12 protein-coding genes are annotated in these 12,991 nt (G+C 69.2%); 4 read left to right on the forward strand and 8 right to left on the reverse strand.

The genetic code is table 11. The annotated features are described in order from the left end of the window. Positions 1-21: 21 nt before the first annotated feature. From AMYAL_RS0138980 to AMYAL_RS0138995, 4 genes are read right to left on the reverse strand one after another with little or no spacing between them, the layout of a single operon-like run. Positions 22-1,377 carry an FAD-binding protein gene (locus tag AMYAL_RS0138980; RefSeq protein ID WP_020636728.1) on the reverse strand — a complete coding sequence of 452 codons (1,356 nt, stop codon included), beginning with the start codon at positions 1,375-1,377 and terminating at the stop codon, positions 22-24. Positions 1,378-1,408: 31 nt separating this feature from the next. Beyond that, on the reverse strand, positions 1,409-2,122 hold the full coding sequence (locus tag AMYAL_RS0138985) for an SDR family NAD(P)-dependent oxidoreductase (protein WP_020636729.1): 714 nt from the start codon (positions 2,120-2,122) through the stop codon (positions 1,409-1,411). Between the two features lie 13 nt (positions 2,123-2,135). Further along, entirely contained in the window at positions 2,136-3,266 is a 1,131-nt protein-coding gene (locus tag AMYAL_RS0138990) for an ROK family transcriptional regulator (protein WP_245193419.1), read from the reverse strand. A gap of 2 nt (positions 3,267-3,268) precedes the next feature. Next, entirely contained in the window at positions 3,269-4,609 is a 1,341-nt protein-coding gene (locus AMYAL_RS0138995) for an MFS transporter (RefSeq protein ID WP_026467800.1), read from the reverse strand. A gap of 213 nt (positions 4,610-4,822) precedes the next feature. On the opposite strand from AMYAL_RS0138995, the gene AMYAL_RS0139000 reads away from it, so the two are divergent. The 3 genes from AMYAL_RS0139000 to AMYAL_RS0139010 all read left to right on the forward strand — a co-directional run bounded on the left by AMYAL_RS0139000 (position 4,823) and on the right by AMYAL_RS0139010 (position 7,502). Then, on the forward strand, positions 4,823-5,827 hold the full coding sequence (locus AMYAL_RS0139000) for a phage baseplate protein (protein ID WP_020636732.1): 1,005 nt from the start codon (positions 4,823-4,825) through the stop codon (positions 5,825-5,827). An 81-nt stretch (positions 5,828-5,908) separates the two neighbouring features. Then, positions 5,909-6,829, forward strand: coding sequence for a hypothetical protein (locus tag AMYAL_RS0139005; protein WP_020636733.1), 921 nt, complete (start codon positions 5,909-5,911; stop codon positions 6,827-6,829). Positions 6,830-6,944: 115 nt separating this feature from the next. After that, positions 6,945-7,502 carry an HAD family acid phosphatase gene (locus tag AMYAL_RS0139010; RefSeq protein WP_020636734.1) on the forward strand — a complete coding sequence of 186 codons (558 nt, stop codon included), beginning with the start codon at positions 6,945-6,947 and terminating at the stop codon, positions 7,500-7,502. On the opposite strand, the gene AMYAL_RS0139015 is transcribed toward AMYAL_RS0139010, so the two are convergent. From AMYAL_RS0139015 to AMYAL_RS0139030, 4 genes are read right to left on the reverse strand one after another with little or no spacing between them, the layout of a single operon-like run. Next, positions 7,499-8,269: an ABC transporter ATP-binding protein gene (locus AMYAL_RS0139015; protein ID WP_020636735.1), complete on the reverse strand. Its 771-nt coding sequence runs from the start codon at positions 8,267-8,269 to the stop codon at positions 7,499-7,501. The genes AMYAL_RS0139010 and AMYAL_RS0139015 overlap by 4 nt on opposite strands. Next, positions 8,266-9,315 (reverse strand): FecCD family ABC transporter permease, encoded by a 1,050-nt coding sequence (locus tag AMYAL_RS0139020; protein WP_020636736.1) that lies wholly within the window; start codon positions 9,313-9,315, stop codon positions 8,266-8,268. The genes AMYAL_RS0139015 and AMYAL_RS0139020 overlap by 4 nt, the downstream gene beginning before the upstream one ends. Beyond that, a complete protein-coding gene (locus AMYAL_RS0139025; RefSeq protein WP_020636737.1) occupies positions 9,302-10,405 on the reverse strand; it encodes an ABC transporter substrate-binding protein in 1,104 nt (367 codons plus the stop codon). The genes AMYAL_RS0139020 and AMYAL_RS0139025 overlap by 14 nt, the downstream gene beginning before the upstream one ends. A 60-nt stretch (positions 10,406-10,465) precedes the next feature. Beyond that, entirely contained in the window at positions 10,466-12,205 is a 1,740-nt protein-coding gene (locus AMYAL_RS0139030) for a pyruvate dehydrogenase (protein ID WP_020636738.1), read from the reverse strand. A 145-nt stretch (positions 12,206-12,350) separates the two neighbouring features. Between AMYAL_RS0139030 and AMYAL_RS0139035 the strand changes: the two genes are divergently transcribed. Beyond that, positions 12,351-12,959 (forward strand): acyl-CoA-like ligand-binding transcription factor, encoded by a 609-nt coding sequence (locus AMYAL_RS0139035; RefSeq protein WP_020636739.1) that lies wholly within the window; start codon positions 12,351-12,353, stop codon positions 12,957-12,959. Positions 12,960-12,991: the final 32 nt, after the last annotated feature.

The raw sequence follows: 12,991 nt of genomic DNA on the forward strand, positions 1-12,991 counted from the left end.
CGGCTGAGCGACGACCAGCTCCTACGCGCCGTCGTCGACGAGCCGCAAGCCCTGCCCTGGGTTGAGCAGGTTCGTCGGCGAGTACTGCGCCTTGGCCTCGGCGAGGAGGGGCCAGGACGAGCCGAAGTGTGCACGCCAATCCGCGGTGGATCTCGGTATCGCGGTCGACGGATAGGTCTTCCCGCCGAGCGCGCGCACCTTGCGGTGGAGGTCCACGTTGAGCTCGATCAGCCGTGCGTTGTGCAGCGGATCGATCGGGGAACCGGTGCGCAGCAAGGAGAAGAGCCATGCCAGTTCACCGTCGGGCACCTTGAACAGCGGTGTCTTCAGCCGGTCGGTCCGCACGGGGTAGAGCAGGATCAGCCCCAGGGCCCCCAGTTCGGTTTCGCCGGTGGCGGCGAGTGTTTCGGCCACGACCTGCTCGACCGCGCTGTCCGGGAGGAAGGTGTCGATCCACGGATGCGGGTGAAACCAGCTGCCTTCCGCGCGCAGCAGTGCCTCGCCGTCCGCCACGCGATTCAGGAAGTCGAAGTAGGTGGTGTCCAAGGTTTCCGCGTCGAGGAAGCTCAGGGAGCTCAGGAGCGCTTCCTGGTCGGGGGAAGCGGGCGGCGTGTAGTACGCCACCGCCTCGAGCATGTACCGCCAGGTGCCGTCGACGGGAAGGGGCTGGCCTTCCACGTAGTCGAACCGGCCGTCCCGGACCACCTCACGCTGGTCCGCCAGGAACGCGGGCAGGGAGTCGTAGAACAGCTTCCAGCGCCGTGCCCGTGCCGGAGCCGGTGTCAACCGCAGGGTGGCCCGCGTGATCACCCCGCATTGACCGAGCCCGCCGCGCATGGCGTCGAACAGTTTCCGGTTGTCGTCACGGGAACAGGTGATCACGTCGCCGGTACCGGTGACCACTTCCAGTTCCGCCACGGTGTCGGTCTGCATGCCGTGGTGGTGCGCGGCACCGCCCACCCCGCCGATCACCAGTGTGCCGCCGACGGTCACGTCCAGGTAGTCGGTGAGGGCAGGCGGTGTCAGGCCGTGCGGGAGAGTCGCGTCGAGGACGTCGCGCCAGCGGGCTCCCGCGTCGACGGAAACCAGGTCACCCGTGACCGTCCGGCGGGGCGGGAGCGAGGTCATGTCCAGCACGATCCCGCCGGAGGCCTGGCCTTGACCGTACGGCGAGTGCCCGGCGCCCCGTGCGGCCACCGGTATGCCCCGCGCGACGGCGAACCGGAGCACCACGGCGACGTCGGTGACCGACGCGGGCCGCACGACCAGCCTGGGCCTGGCGTGCACCAGATCTCCCCAGTCTTTTCCGGCGCCGTCGAGGTCCGCGTCGTCGGTCAGCACCTCTCCCGCGATGGCGGGCAGGATCTCGTCGCTCATTCCCGCACGGTATCGGCAATTCCCTGGACGCCTAACCGGTCGGTTCGGGCAGGGCGGCGGTCATCGCGCCGTCCACGGTGACGGTCTCACCGGAGACGAGACGCGCCTGATCACCGAGCAGGAACGCGATCACGCGCGCGATGTCGTCCGGCTGAGCGAGCTCGCCGAGCGGCTGCACCCCGGTCAGCGCGTCGCGAGTGGCCGCGTCCCGCCAGCGATGCTCGTTACGCGGCACCATGACGAACCCTGGCCGGACGACGTTGCACCGGAGCCCGCGCGGTCCCAGTTCCACCGCGGCCGCGCGGCCGAGAGCCTCCAGCGCGGCCTTGGCCATCGCGTACGGCGCCTGCCCTCCCCAGGCCAGACCCGCGTGGATCGAACTGACCAGCACCGCGGCGCACGGCCTTCCCCCGGCACGGGCCACCAGCTGCTGCAACGGCTCCAGCGCGGACACCGCGCCGACGTCCAGCACCCTGCGCAGCGCGTCCGTGGTCTGCTCGGCGAAGGGGGCACGATGCTCACTCAGCAGACAGTGCACCAGCCCGGTCACGCTGCCGAGCGCGTCGAACGCGGCCCCGATCACGGCGGGATCGGTCGCGTCGCCGCGGATCCACGGCACACCGGTCCGGTCGGCCGGTGGTGGCGCGATGTCCACCACCGCGACCCGCCGTCCCTCCGCCGACAGCGCGCGCACCACCGCCGAGCCGATACCGCCCGCGCCGCCGAGCACCACCACTCCGCTCATGGCCACATCCCTCTCATTCGGTGATTCCGGTGGTGAGGAAGGCGCGTACGACGAGTCCCGCCGCCGCGGTGACGAGGGGATTCGCACCGGAACGCGGGACGACCAGCGACCGCGGCGGAGCCGTCTCGACGCGGTCGCGCACCGCGTCGAGCCATCGCTCCGAGGGCGCACCGCTCCCGCCGAGGATGATCATGCTCGGGCGCATCAGGTCGTACACCGTGTCGGCCACCACGGCCACCTGGGCACTGCGCGCTTCGAGGAGCCCGATCGCGACCGGATCCGTGTCCGCGAGCCGGATCAGGTCCGTCAGCGAGGTCACCGCGAGCCCGGCGGATCGAGCGGCGGCGAGCAGGGCCACATCCGTCCCGCACTCACCGAAGCGCGCGTGACCGCCGCCGGTCAGATCGGGTACGAGGATCCGGCCGAAGTTGCCCTGGATGACACTGTCCGGGCTCGTCGTCGGCCTGCCGAGGAATCCTGTCTCCGCGACGTTGCCGATGAACAGGTACAGCACGCTGTGTCGGCTCGGCCCTGCGCCGAAGGTGAGCTCGGCGCCCAGCAGCGCGGGAACGTTGGCGTCCACCACGACTTCGAGCCCGGTCCGTGCCCGCAACCGGTCGGCGACCTGGACGTCGGCCCAGCCCAGGACGTCGTTGCGGACGACCCGGCCGTCCGCCCGGTTCACCTCACCGCCGACGGTCACTCCGATGCCCAGCACCGGGCCCGGCGCGGAGCCCGCCATCTCGGCGGCCAGTTCGGCGGCGCGCCGCAAGGTGGCGGCACTGTCCGCCGGATCGCGGTTCTCGGCTCGTGTCCCGATGCCGCGACCGGCCAGATCGGTCAGCCCGACCGTGGTCAGCTCCAGGCCGAGGTGCACGCCGACCGCGTACCGGGCGGACCGGTCCAGCTCCACCGGCACCCGTGGCCTGCCGAGCCGGGTGGACCGCTCGGCGAGTTCACGGACGATTCCGGAGGACAGCAAAGGCTCGATGATCCTGCTGACACTGCCGTGGTTGAGCGACAGCTCCTTCGCGATGTCACCGCGCGCCAGCGGACCGCGCTGTGCCAGCAGCTGAAGCACGGCGGCGGTGTTGGCCTGCCTGGCCTGGCGCGGCCGGGTTCCGCTGAAGCCCGAGTCGTTCATCGTCACGCGGGCTTCCCGGACTCGACACCGTTGGTTTCCTCGAGTTCGGCACCGGTGGTGGCCAGCCACGGCGACACCAGCACGATCACCGCGCTGACCAGGAACGCGCAGGCGTACCACGCGACGACGGTGATGCCGTGCTTCTGCGCCAGCATGGGCGCCAGGAACACGTTGAGCGCGATCGCGAGCCGGGTCACGCACTGGGCGATCCCGGATCCCAGGCCCCGCAGCGAAGTGGGGAACGCCTCGGTGCTCCACACCCAGGACAGCACGCCGGGGCCGAACCAGGTCAGCATGGCGTACACGACCCAGAAGGCCACCAGTCCGACGCCTGCCCGCTCGCCGGTGAACGCGATGCCCAGCCCTGCGGCGAACACGCCCAGACAGGTCCACACGCCCAGCCAGCGCCGGTTGACGCGGTCGATGATCGCGGCGCCCGCCACGACGGCGATCAGCCCCACCACGAAACCCAGCAGGGAGAAATACAGGGTGTCGGAGACGCCGATGCCGGTACTGCTGATGATCAGCGGTCCCGCGACCGTCGCCACCGCGCCGCCGAACGCCTGGATCGCGAAGAACGCCGTGACCGTCGCCAGCCGCCGCCACGCACCGCCTGCCAGCAGCATCCGGTAGCTCCGCTTCTCCACGACCTCGCGTTCCGGCGGTTCCAACCCGAGCGCGTCGTAGATCCGCCGCGCCTCCTCCACCCGGCCGCGCGCGCTCAGCCATCGGGGCGACTCCGGCAGGAACTGCCGCGCCACCAGCACGGCGGCCGCGGGCAGCGCGGCCAGGCCGAACAGCCACCGCCACGTCTCGTCGCCGAACAACGGCCGCAGCGCCAGCGCGAGCAGCACCGACGTGATGGCACCACTGAGCCACATCATGTTGGGCAAGCTGCCAGCGATCCGGCCTCGGCGGGTTTTGGGCGCGATCTCGGCGAGGAACGCGTGCGAAGTCGGGATGTCCATGCCCACCGCGACCCCGAGCACGAATCTGGCCGCGACCAGCTGCCACACGTCATGGACGAACGCGGCGGCCAGGGACGCCACCACGAAGACCACCAGGTTGATCATGAAGATCAGCCTGCGGCCGAACCGGTCGGACAGATCACCGAAAACCACCAGGCCGAGCGCCGTGCCCACGAACGCCGCCGCGGTCACGAGCCCGACCTCGGACGCGGTGAGGTGGAACGACGGCTTGAGGAACAGGACGGCGGCGCCGATGACGAGCAGGTCGTAGCCGTCGATGAACTCGCCGAACGCGACCAGCCTGCCGGTCCAGTTCCGCACGAACCGCGCCCGCCGCGGTGACATCGACGGAGCGCTCGCAATGCCCGACACCATCAGGTTTCCTCCCCACACCGCGCATTTTGTGCGACGAACACCAAACTACGGCTCCCCCGGCGGGCGCCGACGCTTTCGGGGACTATCGGCCAGCCGAGGCGAGCCGATCAGGCAATCGCCCGATCGGCCGGGTTCACGACCGATTTGTACGGATCTTGTACGAGCTTGAAGAATCTTCGCCCGGACGGCCAACCTCGACGAAGGCGAGCGCTCATGCCCGAGCAGGTGCACCAGGACCTTGTCGGATCCACGTTCTCCCGGCGTTCGCTGCTGCGCGCCGGCGGTGGTCTCGCCGCGACGACGGCGCTGCTCGGCACCGGCGCGACGTTCGCCGGACCGGCGTCGGCCGCGATCACCGCGGTGCCGGCGTCCAAGCGGTTCGACCTCACCGAGCCGTCCTACGACGAGTTCCGCAGCAAGCTCCTGCACGAGTCGCACCACGTGATGCAGGGGTTCGCCTTCGACAACCAGAACGTGCGCATCTTCATCGTGAACGCCCGCAACGGCGGGACCGGGGACGACCTCTGCGTCACCCAGGTCAACTTCTCCGGGGAGATCCTGGGCTCGATGCATCTCGACAACGCCGGGCACGGCGTGTCGATCGGCGTCGAACCGGTGGGCACCGACTCCTACATCTGGATGGAATGCGACTCGAACGGCCCCACCGGTGACGGTCGCGGGACGGCGCTGGCCAGGTTCAAGTTCGTCAACGGTGGCAGGCCTTCGGTGAAGAAGTTCCTCACCGGCAGCGACACCATCACCTGCGCCACCGATCCGATCACCAAGCGGATCGCGGTACGCCGCAAGGAAGGCGGCAAGATGTTCATCAGCGTCTACCCGCTCGCGTCGGCCGCGGCCGGTGACTTCAGCGCACCGCTGGCGCACTTCGCGCAGCCCGCGCTGGCCGATACGCCGGTGACGTTCCAGGGATACACGATCCACGGCCAATATCTGTACACATTGGACGGCACCGGCCACGAGAACCCCGCGGACATCAACTCCTACGTCACGTGCATCGACATGAACACCGGCAAGGTGAAGAGCCGCGCGCTGACCAAGGCGGGGCAGTCGCTGGTGTACCGCGAGCCGGAAGGCCTCGGGATCTACCGGAGCCTTGCCGGGGAAACCCGGCTGTACCTGGGCTTCGGGTCGCGCAGCAGCATGGGTGACATCAACCGCTACGCGAACCTTTTCTACAAGAACGTCCTCATCGACTGAATCCGGTGACCGATTTCCGCCATCCGAAAGACGGTGGTGTGCCCGGAGCCTTGGTCGCAGACTGTCGTGGCGAGGTGAGCCATGACCCGAAACGACGAATTCGCCGAGGCGTTGCGGACCGGACCGTTCTGCCGCGCGTTGTCGATGGCGGCGCAGGCCCGCGGCCTCAGCCTCCGGCAACTGCACTACCGCCTCCAGGCCAGGGGCGCCTCGGTGAGCGCGATGACGCTGAGCCACTGGCAGAGCGGCCGAAGCGTGCCGGAACGGGAGGAATCCCTTCGGGCGGTGGAAATCCTGGAAGAGGTGCTCGCGGTGCAGGCGGGCTCCCTGCGGCGGCTGGTCGGTTCCCGGCGGCCGCGGGGTCGCGGCGTGCCTTCCGCGCTACCGCTCCAACGCCGGCATCGGGCATGGGGGCATCCGGCTTTTCTGCCGCCGCTGCTCGAAGAATTCCGGGACAGCCTGACGAACCCGGTCCGCAAGATCGAGCTGCACGAGACGTTCCATGTGCGGCCGGACCGCTACACCGGCCGCCTCGTGGTGCGGGAACTCATCGAGGCCAGGCAGGACCGGACGAACACGATGATCTTCGCGGCCAGGAGTAAACCGGGCGTTCCGCCGCCGCTGGTCGCCGAGGGCAGCGGGTGTCGCCCCGGCACAGTGCTCACTCTCGAAGAAGAGGGGTTCTCACTGACGGAATTGGTGCTGGACAAGACCTTGCGGCGCGGCGAACGGCTGGCCATCGGCTTCGTCCAGGAGTACCCGAGGCCGATCGTCGCCGAGAATCACCACCGCAGGATCGCGGAAGCCGTGGGTCGCTACCACGCCGAGGTCGTCTTCTCCCCTGCAGCGGTGCCTGTCGCGTGCCGGACGTGGCGGATCCGGACACCCGAAAACCGGACCACCGGATGGGTCACCGTACGCCCCGACGACGGGCACACCATCCGCGTTTCGCGACGGAACGCGGCCCCCGGAACCCATGGTCTGCACTGGACCTGGGAATAGCGTTTCTCTGTTTACGGATTCTTTCGCCGGAGGTTTCCCACGCGGAGCCGTCTCGTTATGTTCGAGACGCACAGTTCCCGCAGCACAGGGAAAACGCGACGAAAGAAGGTCCACAGTGAACAGCAGAGGCACCCGCGTCCTGGCCGCCGCCGCCCTCGCCTGCGCGGTGTTCGGTTTCGTGACTCCGCAGGCTTCCGCGAGCTCGGTACCGAGCTACCAGACCTGGCTGTCCGATGTGCACACGGCGATGCAGGGCGGCACGGCGTACCTCGACCAGCGGATCGCCAAGGGCGGCACGAAACTGGCCGTCGTCACCGACATCGACAACACCGCGCTCGAGACCTACTACCACGCCGGCAAGCCGACCGAGGACGTGCTGGCGTTCATCAAGCACGCCAAGTCGAAGGGTGTCTCGGTGCTGGTGGCCAGTTACCGCAGCAGCGCGAGCAGCGCGAAGGAAGCGCTCACCGACGCCGGCTACCCGGTGGACCGCGTCTGCGTGCGCAAGAGCTCGGAGTCGCACGCGACCGACACGAAACAGCGCTGCCGCAAGGAGTACGCCGCCGCCGGGTACACCATCATCGCCAACGTCGGGAACCGTCCCGGTGACTTCACCGGCGGCAACTACGAAAAGGGCTTCAAGCTGCCCGATTACAACGAGCAGCTCTCCTAGGTCGCCGTGGCCGCGGTGACGAAATGCGGGCGGCCGGTGATCGGATGCGGCACGATCGCGCTGCGCACCCCGAACACCGCGGCCACGCGATCGGGTTCCAGCACGTCCGCGGGGAGTCCGGCGGACAGCACCCGGCCCGCTTGAAGCAGCACCAGGTGATCGCAGTAGGTCGTGGCGTGGTCGAGGTCGTGCAGGGCGACCACCGTGGTCAAGCCGAGCTCGCGGACGAGATCGAGCAGGCCGAGCTGGGCGCCGATGTCGAGATGGTTGGTCGGTTCGTCCAGCAGCAGGACCGGGGTCTTCTGCGCGAGCGCCCGCGCCACGAGGACCCGTTGCCGCTCCCCGCCGGAAAGCCGGGTGAAGACCCGGCGGGCGGCCCAGGCCATCCCCACCCGGTCGAGCGCGTCGAGCACGATGTCGCGATCGCCCGCGTTGTCCCTTTCCAGGATGCCCTTGTGCGGTGTCCGTCCCATCAGGACGGTCTCCTCGACCGAGAAACCGTTGTCGAGATCGTGGTCCTGGACGACGACGGCCGTGCGCCGCCCCGCTTCACGCGCGGTGCCACGCCAGACGTCGGCCTCTCCGATGTGGACGGACCCGCGCACCGGTTTCAAGGCGCGGTACACGCACCGCAGCAAGGTGCTCTTCCCGGAACCGTTGGGGCCGATGAGCCCGGTGACGGTCCCGGTTTCGACGGCCACGTTCACGTCGCCGAGGATCGGGAGGTCGTCGATCAGCACGGACACGTCCTGGATCTGGATCTTCACCGCAGCGCTCTCCTCCGGCCACGCAGCAACATCAGGAAGAACGGCGCGCCGAGCGCCGCGGTGAAGATGCCGATCGGCATCTCGTTCGGCTTGTTCACCGTGCGGGTGGCGAGGTCGACCAGCACCAGGAACACCGCGCCGCCCAGCAGCGACACCGGGATCACCTTGCGATGGTCCGGGCCGACGACCAGCCGCACCGCGTGCGGGACCACCAAGCCCACGAAGCCGATCCCGCCCGCGACGCTCACCACGGTCGCCGTCAGCAGGGACGCGGCCACGAGCAACAGGATCCGCAAGCGGTTGACGTCGACCCCCAGACCGGCGGCGGTGTCTTCGCCGGTGGCGAGCGCGTTCATCATCCGGCCCCGGCTCATCAGCCACAGCCCGGTGACCGCGGTCGCGGCCGCCGGGATCGCGAGATCGGCCCAGGACGCCCCGGCGACCGAGCCGAGCAACCAGAACATGACGCCGCGCAGTTCCGATGGATCGACCAGCAACTGCAGCAGGCCGGTGCCCGCCATGCCGAGATAGGCGACCGCGACCCCGGCCAGGACCAGGCTGGTGCCGACGAGCCTGCCGCCGCGCTGCGCCATGGCGAACACCACGAACAAGCTCACCGAGGAGCCGACGAACGCGCCGCCCGCCACCCCGATCGCCGCGGCGATCCCGGTCGTCATCACCACGACGGCGCCCAGCGACGCGCCGGCTGTCACGCCGAAGGTGTAAGGGTCGGCGAGCGGGTTACGGACCAGGGTCTGCAGGCACAGACCCGCCAGGCTCAGGCCGGCGCCCGCCACCGCCGCGAGCAGTACCCGTGGGGTACGGAACGTCCACACGATCTGATCGGTCAACGGATCCAGCCCCGTCGTGTCACCGGTGAGGTGTGCCCACACCACGCCGACGACCCGCCCGACCGGGACGTCGACGGTGCCGACGCCGACGGAGAAGGCGATCGCCAGTCCCAGCGCGACGACCAGCCCGGCCAGCAGAATCGTGAAACCCTTGCCCTGCACCAGATGCGGGCGCCGCTGATCAATGCGTGGCATCGGCGATCTTCCGGATCGCGACCGTGTTGAGCGGGCCGAGGTAGAAACTGTCGGAGACACTGGTGAAGGTCTTGGTCTTCGACGCCTGCCAGTAAGGGAACTTCGCGAACAGGTCCTTGGCCATCGCTTCCGCGTTCTCCCCCGGCTGGAACAACCCGACGACCAGCACGTCGACCTGAGCCGAGGCGAGGGCTTCGGCGTTGATCTCGGCGAGCTGGGTGTTCGTCTTGCCCGCGAACGGATTCACCCCGCCCGCACGGTCGACGATGTCGTCGGAGAGCCCGCCGCCGAACACCGCGGGCAGTCCGTTGTCGTTCATCATCGACATGCCCGGATAGACGACCAGGACGTGCTTGCGTTCCTTGCCCGCCACCTCGTTCTGGATGGCCGCGATGTCGGCGCGGGCCTTGTTCACGTAGTCGGCGGCGCGCTGCTGGACGTCGAAGATCTCGCCGAGGCTCAAGAGCAGCTCGTGCGACGACTCCACGGACTGTTTCTCGTACCGTTCCTTGTCTTCCGGCCGGGCGTTGAGATCACCGTTCGCGCAATTGGCAGGAGTGACGAAACTCTTGATCCCCGCCGAGTCCAGCTGATCGCGGGTGATCGAGCCGACCTTGTCGTCGAAACCGCCCGCCCAGGTGGAGATCACCAGATCCGGCTTGAGCGCGAGGACCTGTTCGCGCGGCACCTCGAAGTTCTCGTTGAGCTTCAGGTTCGCCTTCGGGATCGCCTTGATCCTGTCCACGAAGGACGGGTCGTCCGACACTTCGTAGGACTGGCTGTTGGCCAGGATGTGGTCCTGGATCCCGAGGACGACGAAGCTCTCCACCTCGGCCACCGAAGTGCCGTTGAGCAGTACCACCCGCTTCGGCGGCGCGTCGAAAGTGATCTTGCGCCCGCAGTTGTCGATCGTCAGCGGATACGTGGTGGGTTTCGCCGTGGCGGGAGGCAACGCGCTCGCCGCCGCCTGCCGGTCGGTACGCGGGGCGGCACCGATGCCGCAGGCCGCGGCGACGGCCACCAGCGCGCCTGCCACCAGGACGCGCGGGATCAGCCGCCCGGCGCGGCGCGCGCCGTCAAAGAAGGACATGCCCCAAAAGTCGTACGAGCGCGGGAAAAAGTTCCCGGTGTTCCGATCACCGCGCCTTGGTCACGGCCGCGGGATGTTGCGGAGGTTGGCGCGGGCGAGGTCGATCATCCGGCCGACTCCGCCTTCGAGGACGACTTTGCTCGCGGCCAAGGCGAAGCCGCCGAGCTGCCCGGCGGTGATGTGCGGCGGGACGGACAGGGCGTTCGCGTCGGTCACGACGTCCACCAGCGCGGGACCGTCGTGACTCAGCGCTTCCTTGAGGGCCGCGCGCAGCCGGGCCGGGTCGGTCACCCGCTCGGAGCGGAGACCGGCACCGCGGGCGATGGCGGCGAAGTCGACCTGGCGGTGATCCGTCTGGTAGTCGGGCAGGCCGTCGACCAGCATCTCCAGTTTGACCATGCCCAGCGAGGAGTTGTTGAAGGTCACGATCTTGACCGGGAGGTCGTGCAGGGCGACGGTGAGCAGTTCACCGAGCAGCATGCCCAGTCCCCCGTCGCCGGACATCGACACGACCTGCCGTCCGGGGTAGGCGAACTGCGCGCCGATGGCGTGCGGCAACGCGTTCGCCATGGTGCCGTGCAGGAACGAGCCGATGACCCGGCGGCGCCCGTTGGGGGTGAGATACCGGGCGGCCCACACGTTGCACATACCGGTGTCCACGGTGAAGATCGCGTCGTCCGCGGCCAGCTCGTCCAGGATGTCCGCGGCGTACTCGGGGTGGATGGGAACGTGCCGGTCCACGTTGCGGGTGTAGGCGTCGACGACGTTTTCCAGTGCTTTGCAGTGGTCGCGCAGCATGCGGTCCAGGAACACCCGGTCGGTCTTGCGCCGCAGGAGCGGCAGCACGGCTCGCAGCGTCTCCCCGACGTCGCCGTGCACGGCCAGCTCCAGCGGGGTGCGCCTGCCCAGCCGGGTCGCGTCGTGGTCGACCTGCACCGTCCGAGCCTGGGGAAGGAAGGAGTCGTAAGGGAAATCGGTGCCCAGCAGGAGCAGCAGCTCCGCGTCCTGCATGGCCCGGTAGCAGGCGCCGTACCCGAGCAGGCCGCTCATGCCGACGTCGTAGGGATTGTCGTACTGGATCCATTCCTTGCCGCGCAGGCTGTGGCCGACCGGCGCCTGGACCGTCCCGGCGAGCTCCATCACCTCGGCATGCGCGCCGCGCACCCCGGCGCCGGCGAACACGGTGACGGTTCCTGCTTCGTTGATCAGTTCGGCGAGCCGCGTCACCTGCGACTCGGGTGGCACGACGGTCCCGCGCTCGGTGACCGGCGCTCCGGTCCCGGTGGGCGAGGTGGCCTCGAGTTGCGCGACGTCGCCAGGCAGCACCAGCACCGACACCTCGCCGCGGGCCAGCGCGTGCTGCATGGCGATCCGCAGCACCCTCGGCATCTGCGCGGGACCGCTGATCTGCTCGCAGTAACCGCTGCAATCGACGAACAGCCGTTCGGGATGGGTCTCCTGGAAGAACCCGGTCCCGATCTGGCCGGACGGGATATGCGAGGCGAGCGCGAGCACCGACGCGCCGGTGCGGTGCGCGTCGTAAAGACCCTGCACCAGGTGGGTGTTTCCGGGGCCGCAGCTGCCCGCGCACACCGCGAGCCGTCCGGTCAGCTGGGCCTCGGCGGCCGCGGCGAACGCGCCCGCCTCCTCGTTGCGCACGTGCACCCATTCGATGCCCGGCGTCCGGCGGATGGCGTCGACGACGGGGTTCAGGCTGTCACCGACCACGCCGTAGATCCGCTCCACCCCGGCCTGCACCAGGACCTGGACGAACTGCTCGGCGACGTTGGGCTTGGCCATCAAAGACCCCTTCGATATTCCGGCGGCGACACCTTCATGATCCACGCGACGAACCCACCGCGCAGGTTCTGTGCGCGGGCGGGTGACAAAAACTTTCCAAACCGGAAACTTTGCAAAGCTGGAAAGTTTGGCTAGGGTCGGTGACATGACGACGGAAGACGGCGGGCTGCGCGAGCGCAAGAAGCGCGAGACCCGGCTCGCGTTGAGCCAGGCGACCATCCGGCTGGCCCTGGAGCACGGGCTGGACGCGGTTTCGGTCGAGGACATCGCGGCGGCGGCGAACGTCTCCGACCGCACCTTCCGCAACTACTTCGCCAGCAAGGCCGAGGCCGTCGTCGCCGCACACGTCGAGCGCGGGCGGCGCATCGGCGAGCAACTGCGGAAACGTCCGGCGAGCGAACCGCTCTGGCACGCGCTCACCCAGGCGGTCGTCCTGCAGTTCTTGCCGCAGCCGGGCGCGGCCGCCGCATCTGGCGGCAACGGGGCGGGACTGCGGAAACTGCTCGCGGAACCCGCCGTCCAGTACGAGGTGTTCCGTGCCCACGCCGCCGCGCAGGACGAACTGACCGCCGCCATCGCCGACCGCGTGGGGACCGGCGCGGACGAGCTGTACCCGCAGACCGTGGCCGCGGTGGTCGCCGCCGGGCTCGGTACGGCGATGGCCCACTGGGCACGCGACCCCGGCCGGCCGCTGCTCTCTCTGCTCGACGAGGTCTTCGACGGGATCCGCGCCGGATTGCCCGAACCTCGCTGACCCCCGCTCCCTGAACCACGCCCGCTCGACGG

Source organism: Amycolatopsis alba DSM 44262, assembly GCF_000384215.1.
Taxonomy (GTDB): domain Bacteria; phylum Actinomycetota; class Actinomycetes; order Mycobacteriales; family Pseudonocardiaceae; genus Amycolatopsis; species Amycolatopsis alba.